At 74.0% G+C, this 15,186-nt stretch carries 14 protein-coding genes and 1 riboswitch; of the genes, 10 read left to right on the top strand and 4 right to left on the bottom strand.

The genetic code is table 11. The annotated features are described in order from the left end of the window. The first annotated feature begins 40 nt into the window (after window positions 1-40). Both ACIO3R_RS06885 and ACIO3R_RS06890 read left to right on the top strand, forming a co-directional pair. Window positions 41-1,378, top strand: coding sequence for a sensor domain-containing protein (locus ACIO3R_RS06885; protein WP_402104005.1), 1,338 nt, complete (start codon window positions 41-43; stop codon window positions 1,376-1,378). Between the two features lie 74 nt (window positions 1,379-1,452). Beyond that, a complete protein-coding gene (locus ACIO3R_RS06890) occupies window positions 1,453-2,097 on the top strand; it encodes a response regulator (RefSeq protein ID WP_402104235.1) in 645 nt (214 codons plus the stop codon). A gap of 12 nt (window positions 2,098-2,109) precedes the next feature. On the opposite strand, the gene ACIO3R_RS06895 is transcribed toward ACIO3R_RS06890, so the two are convergent. The 3 genes from ACIO3R_RS06895 to ACIO3R_RS06905 form a co-directional block, all read right to left on the bottom strand. After that, window positions 2,110-2,994, bottom strand: a complete 885-nt coding sequence (locus ACIO3R_RS06895) for a hypothetical protein (RefSeq protein ID WP_402104008.1) — start codon at window positions 2,992-2,994, stop codon at window positions 2,110-2,112. A gap of 108 nt (window positions 2,995-3,102) precedes the next feature. Then, window positions 3,103-3,336 (bottom strand): ferredoxin, encoded by a 234-nt coding sequence (locus ACIO3R_RS06900; protein ID WP_385038183.1) that lies wholly within the window; start codon window positions 3,334-3,336, stop codon window positions 3,103-3,105. Continuing rightward, window positions 3,336-4,799 carry an aldehyde dehydrogenase gene (locus ACIO3R_RS06905; protein ID WP_402104011.1) on the bottom strand — a complete coding sequence of 488 codons (1,464 nt, stop codon included), beginning with the start codon at window positions 4,797-4,799 and terminating at the stop codon, window positions 3,336-3,338. The genes ACIO3R_RS06900 and ACIO3R_RS06905 overlap by 1 nt, the downstream gene beginning before the upstream one ends. 454 nt (window positions 4,800-5,253) lie before the next feature. On the opposite strand from ACIO3R_RS06905, the gene ACIO3R_RS06910 reads away from it, so the two are divergent. From ACIO3R_RS06910 to ACIO3R_RS06945, 8 genes are all read left to right on the top strand, one after another. Beyond that, window positions 5,254-5,574: a hypothetical protein gene (locus tag ACIO3R_RS06910; RefSeq protein WP_385038188.1), complete on the top strand. Its 321-nt coding sequence runs from the start codon at window positions 5,254-5,256 to the stop codon at window positions 5,572-5,574. A gap of 195 nt (window positions 5,575-5,769) precedes the next feature. Then, the gene (locus tag ACIO3R_RS06915) at window positions 5,770-6,810 is read left to right on the top strand and encodes an MBL fold metallo-hydrolase (RefSeq protein ID WP_402104015.1); all 1,041 of its coding nucleotides are present in this window, start codon (window positions 5,770-5,772) and stop codon (window positions 6,808-6,810) included. 301 nt (window positions 6,811-7,111) lie between these two features. Beyond that, window positions 7,112-7,187, top strand: a riboswitch (cobalamin riboswitch). Between the two features lie 127 nt (window positions 7,188-7,314). Then, a complete protein-coding gene (locus ACIO3R_RS06920) occupies window positions 7,315-8,571 on the top strand; it encodes a prenyltransferase/squalene oxidase repeat-containing protein (protein WP_402104018.1) in 1,257 nt (418 codons plus the stop codon). After that, on the top strand, window positions 8,568-9,266 hold the full coding sequence (locus tag ACIO3R_RS06925) for an SCO2322 family protein (protein WP_385038197.1): 699 nt from the start codon (window positions 8,568-8,570) through the stop codon (window positions 9,264-9,266). The genes ACIO3R_RS06920 and ACIO3R_RS06925 overlap by 4 nt, the downstream gene beginning before the upstream one ends. A gap of 32 nt (window positions 9,267-9,298) precedes the next feature. Further along, complete coding sequence (locus ACIO3R_RS06930) at window positions 9,299-10,456, top strand: energy-coupling factor transporter transmembrane component T (RefSeq protein WP_402104021.1); 1,158 nt, start codon at window positions 9,299-9,301, stop codon at window positions 10,454-10,456. After that, a complete protein-coding gene (locus ACIO3R_RS06935) occupies window positions 10,453-12,177 on the top strand; it encodes an ABC transporter ATP-binding protein (protein WP_402104024.1) in 1,725 nt (574 codons plus the stop codon). The genes ACIO3R_RS06930 and ACIO3R_RS06935 overlap by 4 nt, the downstream gene beginning before the upstream one ends. Further along, window positions 12,174-13,001 carry an ECF transporter S component gene (locus ACIO3R_RS06940; RefSeq protein WP_385346370.1) on the top strand — a complete coding sequence of 276 codons (828 nt, stop codon included), beginning with the start codon at window positions 12,174-12,176 and terminating at the stop codon, window positions 12,999-13,001. Before ACIO3R_RS06935 ends, ACIO3R_RS06940 begins: the two co-directional genes overlap by 4 nt. A 303-nt stretch (window positions 13,002-13,304) precedes the next feature. Further along, window positions 13,305-13,745, top strand: a complete 441-nt coding sequence (locus ACIO3R_RS06945) for a transglycosylase SLT domain-containing protein (protein WP_385038208.1) — start codon at window positions 13,305-13,307, stop codon at window positions 13,743-13,745. A 79-nt stretch (window positions 13,746-13,824) separates the two neighbouring features. On the opposite strand, the gene ACIO3R_RS06950 is transcribed toward ACIO3R_RS06945, so the two are convergent. Next, entirely contained in the window at window positions 13,825-15,117 is a 1,293-nt protein-coding gene (locus ACIO3R_RS06950) for an alpha/beta hydrolase family protein (protein ID WP_402104028.1), read from the bottom strand. Window positions 15,118-15,186: the final 69 nt, after the last annotated feature.

Consider the following 15,186-nt stretch of genomic DNA (forward strand, 5'->3'; position numbering starts at 1 on the left):
CGGGCCGGAGCGCCGCCGGGGGCGCGATTATGCTGAGGAGATGGCTGAGTCGTTGCCCTCCGTGGTCGCGGGCCGGTGGCGGCCGGGTGCCGGGCCCGTCGTCCGCGTCGGGCGTCGCACGCTGGTGGAATCCCTGTATCTCCTCACCGCGCCGCTGAGCGCCGCTGCCGGTCTGCTGCTGGTGGCCGGCGGCCTGTGCGCCGGAACGGCCGGTTCGCTGGTGCCGAGCGGCTCGCCCGTCACGGCCCGCGCCCTGGCACTGGCGCGGTGGCCCGGCGATCTGGAGTGGTGGCGGATCGGCGCGGTGCGCTCCGGGACCGGCAGGACGGGCGGCGCGGGCCGGCGGCCGAGGTCGAAGGAGCCGGACGGCGCGGCCGACCCGGAGCTGTGGCTCGACCTGGCGCACGCGGTGCTGGTGCTCCCTCTCGTCCTGGTCACCTCGGTGGTGACGGCGCTGTGGTGGTTCGTGGGGGTCGCGACCGTCACGTACCCCCTGCGCAACGAGGTCGCGCCCGGCTCGCTGCGGCCCATGACCCTGTACGCGGGCAGCGACCGGTCCCATGTCGCACTGAGCCTGGGGCTGACGTCACCGTCCGGGCGGGTCGCGTTCGTCCTCTCGATCGGGGTGCTGCTGCTGTCGACCCTGCCGCTGGTGACCCGGGTGTGCGTCGCCGCCCAGGCGGGTCTCGGGCAGGCGCTCCTGTCCCACATGTCCGCGCTGCACCGCAGGATCAGCGGGCTGGAGCAGGAGCGCGACACCGCCCGCGCGCAGGCCGTCGCGGCGGTGACGGCGGAGACGGCCGCGCTGCGCCGGCTGGAGCGCGACATCCACGACGGGCCCCAGCAGCAGCTGGTCCGGCTGGCGATGGAACTGGGCCGCGCCCAGCACCACTTCGACCGGAATCCGAAACTGGTCAGGGCCGCGCTCGCCGACGCGGTCCTGCGGACGCAGGAGGCGCTGGACGAACTGCGGGCCCTGTCGCGGGGCATCGCTCCGCCGGTCCTCACCGACCGGGGGCTGCGGGAGGCGCTGCGGGCCCTGGCCGCGCGCAGCGTCGTGCCCGCCGAGCTCGACGCCGCGCCCCTGAGCCGCCGGCCGGAGCCCGGCGTCGAGACGGCCGCGTACTTCGTGGTCGCCGAGGCGCTGACGAACGCGGCCAAGCACAGCCACGCCCGCCGGTGCACGGTCGGCATGCGTCACACCGGGGGAATCCTGCGGGTCTGGGTGACGGACGACGGGGTGGGCGGGGCCGTTCCGGCCGAGGGACACGGGCTGCGGGGCCTGGCCGACCGGGCGCGGGCGGTCGGCGGCCGGCTGCGGGTCGACAGTCCGCAGGACGGCCCGACGACGGTCACGGCGGAGCTGCCATGTCGCTGACCGGGGAGGGAACAGCACCGGGTGTGGCGGCCGGAACCGGGGTGAGCGCAGGGGACCCGGTGGTCCGGGAGCCGCTGCGGATCGTCGTCGCCGACGACTCGGTGCTGCTGCGCGAGGGGCTGGTCCGGCTGCTCTCCGAGGACGGTCACCAGGTGGTGGCGGCGGTCGGTGACGGCCCCGCCCTGGTCGAGGCGGTGCTCGTACACCGCCCGGACGTGTCGGTCGTCGACGTGCGGATGCCGCCGACGCATACGGACGAGGGTCTGCGGGCGGCGGCCACCGTCCGCGGCCGGCTGCCGGGCACCCCCGTGCTGGTGCTCAGCCAGTACGTGGAGGTGTCGTACGCCACCGATCTGCTCGCGGACGGCTCCGGTGCGGTCGGCTATCTGCTGAAGGACCGGGTCGCCAGGGTCGAGGAGTTCCTGGACGCCCTGGTCCGCGTCGCCCGTGGCGCGACGGTGCTCGACCCGCAGGTCGTCGCGCAGTTGCTGGCCAGGCAGCGGCGGGGCGACCCGCTGGAGAAGCTGACCGCGCGTGAACGGCAGTTGCTGGCGCTGATGGCCGAGGGCCATTCCAACACGGCCCTCGCCCGGCGCATGGTGCTCTCGAACAGCGCGGTGGAGAAGCACATCGGCAACGTCTTCGCGAAGCTCGGCCTGCCGCCCGACGACACGCGGCACCGGCGGGTGCTCGCCGTCCTCGCCCACCTCGGCGCCTGACGGCGGTGCCCCTCACCAGCCGCCCTCGAAGAAGGCCAGGAGCGCCGGCGCGGGGTCGGCCGTGGTGGCGGTGTTCGCCGCGGCGATCACGAGGACGGCCGCCGCCAGCAGGGCCGAGAGCAGACCGGCCGACCTGAGGACACGCCTGGTCCGCCGGTCGGACGCCGCCGTTCCCGCGAACCTCCGCCACGACAGCGCGCTGAGGGCGGCGAGGGCGAGGGCCACCACCGTCGCGGCCACGGCCACCACCGCGTGGTAGCGGCCGAAGTCGCTGACCATCACCTTGAGGGGAGGCGCGGTCGCCCCGCCGGCGTCCGGGTAGCCGGCCAGTTGCTGTCTGATCCGGTCGAGCACGTCGGCGAGTTCGCCGTGGGACGCGTGGACCGGCAGCATCGACATCAGCGAGGAGAAGGGCGCCACGGCACCCTGGATGTTGGCCACGGCCAGCGCCAGGGAGAACAGCGCGAGCGCCGTGACGACCACCCCGGCGGACGCGAGAGCGGCCCTGCTTCCCGCCGTGAGCGCGCCGCCCCGCAGGAACGCCTTCCAGAGCAGCGCGCCGAGCGCGATGAGCACGGCCAGCAGGACCGCGGCGACCACGGCCTTGACCACGTGGTAGCGGGACCAGTAGTCGACGACGCCCCGCAGAGCAGGGGGAAAGCTCCGCTCGCCGGATCTCCAGTAGTCGACGAACGACGCGGAGAGACGGGCGTCGAGACCGCGCCGACCGCCGTAACCGCCGCCCGGCATGCTCCCCGCCACCGGGCCGGGGGCGAGGACGAAGGCGAGGCCGAGGGCCACGGCGAGGGCGGCGAGCGCGGTGACGGCGCGAGCGGGGACAGCGGTGGTTCCGGGGGATGTTCCGGGCGTGCGGGTGGACCGTGAGGTGGTGGACATGCCGGTGACGATGTCGCACCGGCACCCACCCGGTCACTGCGGTCCGCCACCCGTTCGGGGTGTGGCAGGCCACACCCCGGGCGGGTCAGCGGGTTCACGGAACGGCTCTCAGTCCTCCGGAGGGAACACCACTTCTCCCGAGTCGGCCAGGGCGACCGTGATCGCCTCGACCGGGCACCCCTCTGCCGCGGCGAGCACCCGCTCGTTGGCGTCGGTCTCCGGGCCGACGGGATGCGACTGCCGGGCGGAGTCCAGCCGGAAGCCGTCCGGTGCGTGGTTCACGCACATCCCCGACCCGATGCACACCCCGCGGTCGACCTCGACGCTCCAGCGGTCGCCCATCAGGCCCCTCCCCCGTACCCGGCGGGCAGGTGGATCATCTTGTGCTCGAAGTACTCCCCGTAGCCCTCGGGCCCGAACTCCCTTCCCAGACCGGAGTTCTTGTAGCCGCCGAACGGCCCGAGCATGTCGAGGCTGAAGGTGTTCACGCTGTACGTGCCGGTCCTGACCCGGCGGGCGATGTCGATGCCGCGCTCGGTGTCGGCGGTCCAGACGCTGCCGCTCAGCCCGTACTCGGAGTCGTTGGCGATCTTGACGGCCTCGTCCTCGTCGCCGTACGGCAGCAGGCAGACGACCGGGCCGAAGATCTCCTCGCGGGCGATGCGCATGGAGTTGTCGACGTCGCCGAAGAGCGTCGGCTCGACGTACCACCCGCGTTCCTGCGAGGCCGGACGGCCGCCGCCGGTGAGGATCTTGGCCCCCTCCTCCTGTCCGATCCGGATGTAGTCGAGGGAGCGCTGCTGCTGGCGCCGCGCGACGAGCGGGCCGAGTTCGGTGGCCGGGTCGAGCGGGTCGCCGACCTTCAGCGCACCGGCGGCGGCGGCGAACGCCTCGGCCATCTCCGCGTAGCGGGAGCGCGGCACGAGGATCCGGGTCTGGGCCACACAGGCCTGCCCGTTGATCATCCAGGCGAAGGGCACGATGCCCGCGACGGCGGCGTCGAGATCGGCGTCGGGGAGGATCACGGCGGCGGACTTCCCGCCGAGCTCCAGGGTGACGCGGGTGAGGTTGCGTGAGGCGACCTCCATGACGCGCCGTCCGGCGGCGACGGACCCGGTGAACGAGACCTTGTCGACGCCGGGGTGCCCGACCAGGTACTCACTGACCTCGCGGTCGGCGGGCAGGATCGACAGCACGCCCTCCGGCAGCCCGGCCTCGGCGACGATCTCGGCCAGGATGTAGGCGTCGAGCGGCGATTCGGGCGACACCTTCAGGACGGCCGAGCACCCGGCGAGCAGCGCGGGCGCGAGTTTGGCGGCGGCGGTGAACTGCGGCACGTTCCACGGCACGACGGCCGCGACCACCCCGACGGGCTCCCGCCGCACGAGCAGCGGCCCCAGCGCCCCGTCCCGGCGCTCCTCGTACGGGAAGGTGCGGGCGACGGTGATCGCCGCGTCCCACACCATCATCGCGGCGAGGGCCTGCACCATGACGCTGGAGCTGTACGGGGTGCCGTTCTCCGAGCTGATGACCCGGGCGATCTCCTCGTACCGGACGGCGAACGCGTCCTTGATCCGGGTGACGACGGCGATCCGCTCGTCCAACGTCATCCGGGGCCAGGGCCCCTCGTCGAACGCCCGCCGGGCGGCGGCGACGGCCCGGTCCACATCCCCCTCGGCGGCGTGCGGCACCCGGCCGATGACCTGCTCGGTGTGCGGGGAGATGACCTCGATGACTTCCCGCCCGAGCGGATCGACCAACTCCCCGCCGATGAACAGTTTTCCGTGTTCGACAAGCTCGCTCATGGCTGCTGCCTCCCGCGACGCGGCATGTGACCCGACTCGTTGACTGGTTCCGAGTCCTGCGTTCCGGGGCTCTGCTCCCGGTCCACATCTGACTCCATGTCAGAACTGATACCAGTTCCAGTTCCAGGAGTCCACGGATGGGCCACACGCACCGGGGCGGCATGCCGGACACCTCGGCGCCGTCCCGCGTCAAACACCCCCGACGCGACGGCAATTGGTCTGTACCAAATCTGGCCACACTCTTGCCAGAATCCGCGCGCCTGGGCAGGATTTGACTGGCGATCAAGCAGGTAATCACCCGCTTTCGCCTCTATTGTCGACGCCTTGGTGTCTGCCGGCGTCCGTGGCACCCCACGGAACCCCGCCCATCGAAGCCGGATCGGTCCGCTCGACGCTCCACCCGCACATGTCCCTCTTCCCGCTCACGCATCGTCATCGGATGAAGGAGTCACCCATGTTCGCGAAGCCCCTGTCCAAGAAGCGCTGTGCCGCCGTGGCCGTAGCCGCCGCCGCGGCGGGCATCATGCTGGCCGCGGCGCCCGCCGCCCAGGCGGCACCCGGCAACTGCACGATCTCGTCGGGGAGCAGCCTGTCCAGCCTCTGCACCAGCGGTACCGGTCAGCACCGGATCCACGCGGTGCTCAACCCGCTCGACCCCAGACTTCCGCAGCGCATCATCCTCGGTAACTGGGCCCCGGTCGGGCAGGCTTCGGTCGCCTCCAACCCGTGGGGCGCGTCGTACGTCGTGAACGCCTGGACGGACCTCGCCGACTAGGAAGTGCGCGAAGTCCCGTCGGGCGCACCCCCGGCGTGCGACGGGACCTCGCGGCCCGGGACCCGTCCGGCGGCACTCCGCCCCGAACGGACAGGTGCCCAGGGCTACCACTGGAACAAGTTCTCGTTACAGTGGACGCGGCGCGTCGTGGCCGTACCCCGCACGCCGCCGAGACCGCGGAGAGATGGGGAGTCCATGACGCAGGTGATGAACCACGGTGGAGGCGTCCACAGCATCAAAGTCCCCATCCCGGACAACCCGTTGGGCCACACCCTGGTCCATGTCCTGGAGACCGGCCGGGGGCCGGTCCTGATCGACACGGGCTGGGACGACCCGGAGGCCTGGGACACCCTGACGGCCGGGCTCACGACCGTCGGCGTGGACATCGCCGATATCCACGGCGTCGTCATCACCCACCACCACCCCGACCACCACGGCCTCTCCGGCCAGGTGCGCGAGGCCTCGGGGGCCTGGATCGCGATGCACGCCGCCGACACGGCGATCGTCCGCCGCACCCGGGAGTCGGAGCCGGGCACCTGGCTGTCGTACCTCGCGGCGAAGCTGGCCACGGTCGGCGCGCCAGAGGACCACATCGCCCCGCTGCTGGCCGCCCGCGAGAAGGGCGGCCGGATGCGCACCCTGCCCGGTCTGCGCGCCGCCCTCCCGGACCGCGAGATCGTGCCCGGCGAACTCCTCGACCTCGCGGGCCGCGAGCTCCGCGCGATCTGGACCCCGGGCCACACCCCGGGCCATGTCTGCCTCCACCTGGAGGAGGACCACCCGGCCAACCTGCCCGGCCGCGGCCGCCTCTTCTCGGGCGACCACCTGCTCCCCGGCATCAGCCCGCACGTCGGCCTCTACGAGGACCCGGACAGCGCGACCGAGACCGACCCGCTCGGGGACTACCTCGCCTCGCTGGAACGGATCGGCCGCCTGGGCGTCGCGGAGGTGCTGCCGGCCCACCAGCACGCGTTCCCGGACGCGGCGGGCCGGGTGCGGGAACTCCTCGACCACCACGAGGAACGCCTCACCGGCCTCCTGTCCCTGCTGGCCGAACCGCTGACGCCCTGGCAGCTCGCCGAGCGGATGGAGTGGAACCGGCCCTGGGAGCAGATCCCTTACGGATCACGGAACATCGCCGTCTCCGAGGCAGAGGCGCATCTGCGCCGACTGGTGAAACTGGGGCGCGCGGAGGCGGTCACGGGAAGCGAGCCGGTGACCTTCGTGGCGGTGTGACGCACCGGCCACCGGAGGGCCGTCCGCCGGCCTGCGGCCTGTTCGAAGGCCCAGCCGATGCTCGAGCGGCTGTGAAGCGGAAGGTCCGGGACCCGGCGACGGGCCGCGCCGGTCGCGACGCCTGCGTCACCGTGTGCACACGGAAGAAGGTTTCGGTCAACCGCCCCTGCCCGGAGGCGGGGTGTTTCGAGCCGCGCGCCGGGCACTGAGGACCGGCGCGGTTCCCCGGCCTCGAACCGGCCGCCCCGGGCTCTCCCGGTACCCGCCCGGTAGAGTGTGCGAGTCGTCATCATGCCCGTTCAGGGGGAAGCCGGTGCGAATCCGGCGCTGGCCCGCAACCGTGTATGCCGCCTCTCCGGCGGCCAGCCGGAATGCCCTGTCCGTGTCGTGACCGGCTCGCGCCACCGGGACCCCGGTGGCCGGCACCGTCGAGGTATACGGAGCCGGAGCCTGGTGCCTGTGTGTGCCTGTGCCCGGTTTCCCGCAGGAGAGGCCCCGCCCGCCATGACCGTACGCCGCAGCGCAGCCGCGCTCGCCGCCACCGCCACCGTGCTCTGTGCGGCCGCAGCCCCGGCCGCGGTCGCCGCACCGTCCCCCTCCCCGTCCGCGGCGCTGCCCTCGGGGCTGTACGGCACGACCGACCCCACGTACGACGGGGTGTGGCGGCAGTCGCTGGCCTTCGTCTCGCAGCGGGCCGTGGGCGTCACGCCCGCCGCGAAGGCGGTGGACTGGCTGATCGGGCAGCAGTGCGACAGCGGCGCGTTCCCCGCGTACCGCCCCGACTCCTCCGTGCCGTGCGACGCCAAGACCGTGATCGACACCAATGCGACGGCGGCCGCCGTGCAGGCGCTGCACGAGGTCGGCGGGCACAAGGACCTCGTCGCCAACGGGGTCCACTGGCTGAAGTCCGTGCAGAACGAGGACGGCGGCTGGGGGTACAACGCCGGCGGGGCCAGTGACGCGAACTCCACCTCGATCGTGATCGGCGCCCTCGCCCGCGCCGGGCAGAAGCTCGGCGACGTGACGACGGACGGCGGCCGGACCCCGTACGCCGCCCTGCTCACCTTCGCCATCCCCTGCGGCGGCAAGGACGGCGGCGCGTTCGCCTACCAGCCCGACAAGGCCGGCAAGCTCGTCGCCAACGGGGACGCCACCGCGGCGGGCGTGCTCGGCTCGCTCGGCAAGGGGCTCCTCGTCGGCAACAACGCCGCGGTCAAGGACCCCAGCTGCCACAAGGGCACCGCGCTCCGGCCGGAGCAGGCCGCCCAGAACGGCGCCTCCTACCTGGCCGGGGCCCTCGCGAAGACCGGTCACCTGGACCAGCCGCCGATGCCGGGGGCCGAGGACAGCACCCCGCAGCCCGACTTCGGCAACACCGCCGACGCGGTCGTCGCCCTGTCCGCCGCCGGGCACAAGGACAAGGCCGCCGCGTCCGTCAAGTGGCTGGCGAAGAACTCCGCGGGCTGGGCCGAGCAGAGCGGCCCCGCCGCCTACGCCCAGCTGGTCATGGCCGCCCACGCGGCCGGCGCCGACGTGCACGACTTCGGCGGCGCCGACCTCGTCGCGCAGCTGAACGCGACCGGGCCCGCACCCGCCGCCGTGAAGAAGCCGACGGCGAGCGCCACCCAGGACGAGGAGAAGAAGGACAGCGGCGACGGGGACGGGATCGGCGGTGTCTGGTGGTTCGTCGGAATCGGGCTCGCCGTCGGCGCGGGCGCCGGATTCCTGATCAGCGGCCGCCGCAAGAACCAGCAGTTGTGAGAAGACGTGGAAGGGCCACCGCGCTGCTGGTGGTCCTGGGCGCCGTTCTGGCCGTGCTCGGCACGGGCACGGCCCAGGCGGCGGGTTACCGCTACTGGTCCTTCTGGGAGGGTTCCGGCAGCGGGTGGGCGTACGCCACCCAGGGGCCGTCCCTGGTCCGGCCGGACGACGGCGCGGTGCAGGGCTTCCGGTTCGCCGTGAGCGCCGACTCCCAGGACGCGGCGAAGCCGCGCCGCTCCCCCGACTTCTCGGAGATCTGCGCGGGCACCCCGGCCCAGAGCGGCACCAAGCGCGTGGCGCTCGTCATCGACTCCGGCACCGCCGCCGACGCGCCGGCCGGGGAGACCCCGCCCCCGCCGCGCACCGCGTGCGCGCAGGTCCCGAAGGACGCGAGCAGCGCGGTGGCGCTCGCGTCGGTCGCGAAGCCGCTGCGTTACGGAAGCGACGCGCTGCTCTGCGCGATCTCCGGCTATCCGGTCACCGGGTGCGGTGAGCAGATCTCCGGGAACGGGAACAGCAGTCCACGGGCCACGGCGGACGCGTCCCCGCCCCCGCCCACGTCCGCGTCCGCCGCCGGCGACAGCGGTGACGGTTCCGGCGGCGGCGGGCCGTCCGCCGGGGTGCTCTTCGGGGTCGGCGCGGTCCTTCTGCTCGGCATCGCCGCAGTCGCGCAGGCCCGCCGCCGCCGCGGATGAGCGGCCCGACGGCCGGCGCCGGGGAGGACCCGGTGACCGGCACCGCGGGCCGTGCGGCGTCCGGCCGCTCCCCGGTCCCCGCCTGGCGCGCGCCCGCCGCGACCCGGAGCAACGCGCTGCCCGCCGGGGCGTGGTGGCTGTGGGCGCTGGGGCTCGCCACCGCCGCGTCCCGGACGACCAACCCGCTGCTGCTCGGCCTGCTGGTGGGCGTGGCGGGGTACGTGGTGGCCGCGCGCCGGACGGACGCGCCGTGGGCCCGGTCCTACGGGGCGTTCATCAAGATCGGGCTGTTCGTCATCGGGGTGCGGCTGCTCTTCTCGGTGTTCCTCGGCTCGCCGATCCCCGGCACGCATGTGGTGTTCACGCTGCCCGAGGTACCGCTGCCGGACTGGGCGAAGGGCGTCCGGATCGGTGGCCGGGTCACCGCCGAGCAGCTGCTCTTCGCGCTGTACGACGGGGCGAAGCTGGCCACCCTGCTGATCTGCGTCGGCGCGGCGAACTCCCTCGCCAACCCGGCCCGGCTGCTGAAGTCGCTGCCCGGCGCGCTGTACGAGGCGGGGGTGGCCGTCGTCGTCGCGATGACGTTCGCGCCGAACATGGTCGCCGACGTGGTGCGGCTGCGCACCGCCCGGCGGCTGCGCGGCCGGGCCACCGGCGGGGTCGGTGCCGTCCTCCAGATCGGGCTGCCGGTCCTGGAGGGGGCACTGGAGCGGTCGGTCGCGGTGGCGGCCTCGATGGACGCGCGCGGCTACGGGCGCACCGCGCGGGTACCGGCCGCCGTCCGGCACACCACGAACGTCCTCACCCTCGGCGGGCTGCTCGGTGTCTGCGCCGGTACGTACGGGCTGCTGGCGGCGCAGGGCGCGGTGTACGGGCTGCCGCTGCTGATCGCCGGGCTGGTCGCCGCGATGGCCGGGCTGCGCCTGGGCGGGGCGCGTTCGGTACGGACCCGCTACCGGCCCGACCGGTGGGGCGTACGGGCCTGGCTGGTCGCGGGCTCCGGTGCCGCGGTCGCCGTCGCGATGATCCGGGCGGGCGGCGCGGATCCGGCGGCGCTGCACCCCGGCGTCGTACCGCTGACCGCGCCGGTGCTGCCGCTGTGGCCCGCCGCCGCGGTGCTGATCGGTCTGCTGCCCGCGCTGGTCGCGCCCGTCCCGCCTTCCCCCACAGGCTTCGAGGAGCAGGTGTGATCCGGTTCGACGATGTTTCCGTGCGGTACGAGGGCGCGGAGCGCCCCACCCTGTCGGGGGTCGATCTGACCGTTCCGGAGGGTGAGCTGGTGCTGCTCGTCGGTCCTTCGGGGGTCGGCAAGTCGACTTTGCTGGGTGCCGTGTCGGGGCTGGTACCGCACTTCACCGGGGGCCGGCTGACCGGGCGGGTCACCGTCGGCGGGCGCGACACCCGCACGCACAAGCCCCGTGAGCTGGCCGACCTGGTCGGCACGGTGGGTCAGGACCCGCTCTCCCACTTCGTGACCGACACGGTCGAGGACGAGCTCGCGTACGGCATGGAGTCGCTGGGCCTGGCCCCGGACGTGATGCGGCGGCGGGTCGAGGAGACCCTCGATCTGCTGGGCCTCGCCGGGCTGCGCGACCGGCCGATCGCCACGCTCTCCGGCGGTCAGCAGCAGCGGGTCGCGATCGGCTCGGTCCTCACCCCGCACCCCCGGGTCCTGGTGCTGGACGAGCCGACGTCCGCGCTGGACCCGGCGGCGGCCGAGGAGGTCCTCTCCGTGCTCCAGCGGCTCGTCCACGACCTGGGGACGACGGTCCTGATGGCCGAGCACCGGCTGGAGCGCGTCGTGCAGTACGCCGACCAGGTCGTCCTGCTGCCCGCGCCGGGCGCCGCCCCGGTGATGGGCACGCCCGCCGAGGTCATGGCGGTGTCGGAGGTGCATCCGCCGGTCGTGGCGCTGGGGCGGCTGGCGGGCTGGGACCCGCTGCCGCTCTCGGTGCGGGACGCCCGGCGGCGGGCTTCGGGGATGCGGGAGCGGCTGGCGGACGTGGAGCCGGGCCCGGTCGGCGGTGCGGCCGGGCCGGCGCTGCCGGCCGAGGTGACCGCCGCGCCCCGCCCCGCCGCGCGCCGGAGCGCCCTGGCCAGGCTGTTCGGCCGGGGGCCGCGGGAGAGCGCCGCCCCCGGGCCCGTCACCGACGCGACCACCCGGATCGAGCGCCTCGGGGTGCGGCGCGGCCGGGTCGAGGCGCTGCGCCGGGTGACCCTCACCGTCGCGCCCGGCGAGACCGTCGCCCTGATGGGACGCAACGGCGCGGGCAAGTCCACCCTGCTCGCCGCCCTCGTCGGCATGGTCGAGCCGACCTCCGGCAGCGTCCTGGTCGGCGGCCGGACCCCGCACCGGACCCCGCCGCGCGAAATGGTGCGCCGGGTCGGCCTCGTACCGCAGGAACCGCGCGATCTGCTGTACGCGGACACGGTCGCCGCCGAGTGCGCGGCGGCGGACGCCGACGCGGGCGCCGCGCCGGGCAGCTGCCGGGCCCTGGTGTCCGAGCTGCTCCCCGGCGTACCGGACGACACCCATCCCCGTGATCTCTCCGAGGGGCAGCGGCTCGCCCTGGCGCTCGCCCTCGTGCTCACCGCCCGGCCCCCGCTGCTGCTCCTGGACGAGCCGACCCGGGGTCTGGACTACGCGGCGAAGGCCCGGCTCGTCGGGGTGCTGCGCGCGCTGGCGGCCGAGGGCCACGCGATCATGCTGGCCACGCACGATGTGGAGCTGGCCGCCGAGCTGGCGCACCGGGTGGTGATCCTCGCGGACGGGGAGGTGGTGGCGGACGGGCCGACCCCGGAGGTCGTGGTGTCGTCCCCGGGGTTCGCCCCGCAGATCGCCAAGATCCTGGCCCCGCAGGAATGGCTGACCGTGACGCAGGTGCGCGAGGCGCTGGGGGGCGCCGCATGAGCGGCACGACCGGGCGCGGGGCGCGGCCGGTGCGGCTCGGGCCGCGGGCCGTCGCCGCGCTGGTGCTGATCAGCGCGATCGGTGTGGTCGCGTTCGGCTGGCCGCTGCTGGCCGGGGCCGACTCGGGTCTCGCGCACTCGCGGGACGCGCCGTGGCTGTTCGCCGCGCTGCTGCCGCTGCTGGTCGGGGTGGTGGTCGCGATGATCGCGGACGCCGGGCTCGACGCGAAGGCGGTGGCGATGCTGGGGGTGCTGGCCGCGGTCGGCGCTGCGCTGCGGCCGCTGGGGGCGGGGACGGCGGGCCTTGAGCCGATGTTCTTCCTGATGGTGCTGAGCGGGCGGGTGCTGGGGCCCGGCTTCGGCTTCGTGCTCGGCTCGGTGACGATGTTCGCGTCCGCGCTGCTGACCGGCGGGGTGGGCCCGTGGATGCCGTTCCAGATGCTGTCGATGGGCTGGTTCACGATGGGCGCGGGCCTGCTGCCGGCACCGGACCGGCTGCGCGGGCGCGCCGAGCTGCTGATGCTGGCGGTGTACGGGGCGGCGGCGGCGTTCGCGTACGGGACGGTCATGAACCTGTACGGGTGGACGATCGTGCCGGGCCTCGGTTCGGGTATCTCCTTCCGTCCCGGTGACCCGCTGTCCGAGAACCTGGTGCGCTTCCTCGCGTACTGCACGGCCACCTCGCTGGGCTGGGACCTGGGCCGGGCGGTGCTCACCGTCGTACTGACGCTGACCGTCGGGGCGGCGCTGCTGAAGGCGCTCCGCAGGGCCACTCGCCGCGCCGCGTTCGAGGCCCAGGTCACATTCGACGTCCCGGAGGAGTGAGGGCACCCACAGGACCTTGGTCCTCTACTACGCGTGATAGGAGCGGCGGCGGCGGTGCGCGGCCCCCCGTCCCCTCCCCTCCGACCTGCTATGAAGCGTTTTGGGGCGGTTCGGGACCTTTGGTCCTGGGTGCGAAGCGGGGTCGTACCGGGGGTCATTGCGGTGGTCGAAAAGCGCCGCTATCACTGGAGATGTCGCCGAGCACCGCAGCGTCCACCGGAAACGGACAGCGGTCAACGAGCACCGGGCCAGGCAGGATTCGGACCGGCGGGCGACTCATCCGTTCCCGATGTTAGGTTCTCTGTGTCGTTCGCCAGCACCCTTCTCGCCAAGCCCCGCAACGCCCGTCGCAAGACCGTCATGGCCGGCGCCGCCGTGCTCCTCAGCGTCGGCGGTGTGGCCGTGGGCGCGACCTCCGCCATGGCGGCCCCGTCCGCCGCGCCGGCCGCCGCCGGCGGCAGTGCGCAGGACACGGCCCGGCAGCTGATCGGTGACGAGGCGCAGTTCCAGTGCTTCAGCAACATCGTCAGCCACGAGAGCGGCTGGAACCCGAGCGCCACCAACGCCTCCTCCGGCGCCTACGGCCTGGTCCAGGCCCTGCCCGGCTCCAAGATGGCGTCCGCCGGCTCCGACTGGCAGACCAACCCCAGCACCCAGATCAAGTGGGGCATGGACTACATGAACTCCCGCTACGGCAGCCCGTGCGGCGCCTGGTCGTTCTGGCAGTCCAACAGCTGGTACTGAGCCGGCCCGGACTCCCTCCGGCAGTGACCGACAGCCCCGACCGCGACGCGGTCGGGGCTGTCGGCGTCCGCGCGCGGGGTCAGCGCCGCGCCGCCGCGGCGTCGAACCAGCGCACGATCTGCGGACCCGATTTCAGGAACGTCTCGTTGTGGCTGGTCGCTCCCTGGTCGATCACCGGCGCCCGGACACCCCGCTCCGCCAGGTCGGCCGCGCAGCTGCGGGCGTTGGCGAGGGGCACGTCGGTGTCGCCCGACGAGGAGTAGAGCCGTACGGGGACGCCGGGCTTCCAGGCGCAGGTGCCGTCCTGGGCGCGGATGACCGCGCGCAGGGCACCGGTCGGGTGCTGGATCTTCCGGTAGAAGTCGTCGGTGAGCAGTTCCTTCAGCGTCGCGGGGAGGGCCGGGATGATCTCCTCCTCGAAGTGGTTGGTGTCGAAGAGGTCGTCGACGATGTCCGCGTACGGCTCCCGGAACGCCTCGGAGGGGTCCTTCCAGAGCGGGTGGAGCCGGTTCTGCGCGGTGAGGAAGTACGTCATGTAGAAGAGGGCGCTGGTGGCGTTGACCCTGCCGTCGAAGATGGCGGGCGTCTCCGCGTGCTCCAGGTCGTAGGGGCCGGACACGGGGGCCAGCGCCCGCAGGGTGAACCGCCGGTCCGCGCCGTTCCGGAGCTCCCTGCCCAGCGCCATGGCGACCTGGCCGCCCTGCGAGAAGCCGCTCGCGTACACGTCGCCGGTGAGCGGGCGGCCGAGCCGCAGGGCGGCGGTGCGCGAGGCGCGGAGCATGTCGAGCGACGCGGTGACGGCCGAGCCGGTGTCCATGTACGGGTGGCGGCCGGGGCCCTTGCCCAGGCCCAGGTAGTCGGGGGCGGCGACCGCCCGGCCGGCCGAGGCGTGGAGGTAGGCGGCGTAGCGGCCGGAGTCCTCTGCGACGGAGGGCGCGTAGTCGCGGTGGGCCATCGTGCCGTGGGTGTCGGAGACCAGGTCCAGCCGGCGGGCGCCGCCCTCGGGGAGCACGAACAGGCCGGTGGCGGTGGTGGGCCCGCCCTGCGGGGTGACGGTGCGGTAGGTGAGCCGGTAGGCCCGGACGCCATGTCTCACGGTGGCCGTGTCCATGCCCCCAGAGGCGAGAAAGTCCGCGACGCCGTCCCGGCCGACGTGGGCGAGGGGCGTGAGCGCGACGAGTTCACCGCGTGCGTCGTGCCGCTGGGCGGTGGATGCGGGTGGCGCGGCGGCCGGGCGGCCGGGCGTCGGCTGCCCGGCCGCCGCGGCGGGGACCGCGCTCAGTGCGGCGAGGACCACCACGGTGGCGGCGGCCAGGAGTCGTCGAGTGCCGTTCTTCCGGGCGGAGTTGCTCGCGTTGTTTTCCATGGCCATGACGCTAGGCAACGGCGGCCGGGGCCGACATCCGCGTACGCCCCCGGCCATGGGTGTACCTGACGGCAC

The sequence above is a fragment of the Streptomyces sp. NPDC087428 genome (assembly GCF_044744085.1).
Taxonomy (GTDB): Bacteria; Actinomycetota; Actinomycetes; order Streptomycetales; family Streptomycetaceae; genus Streptomyces.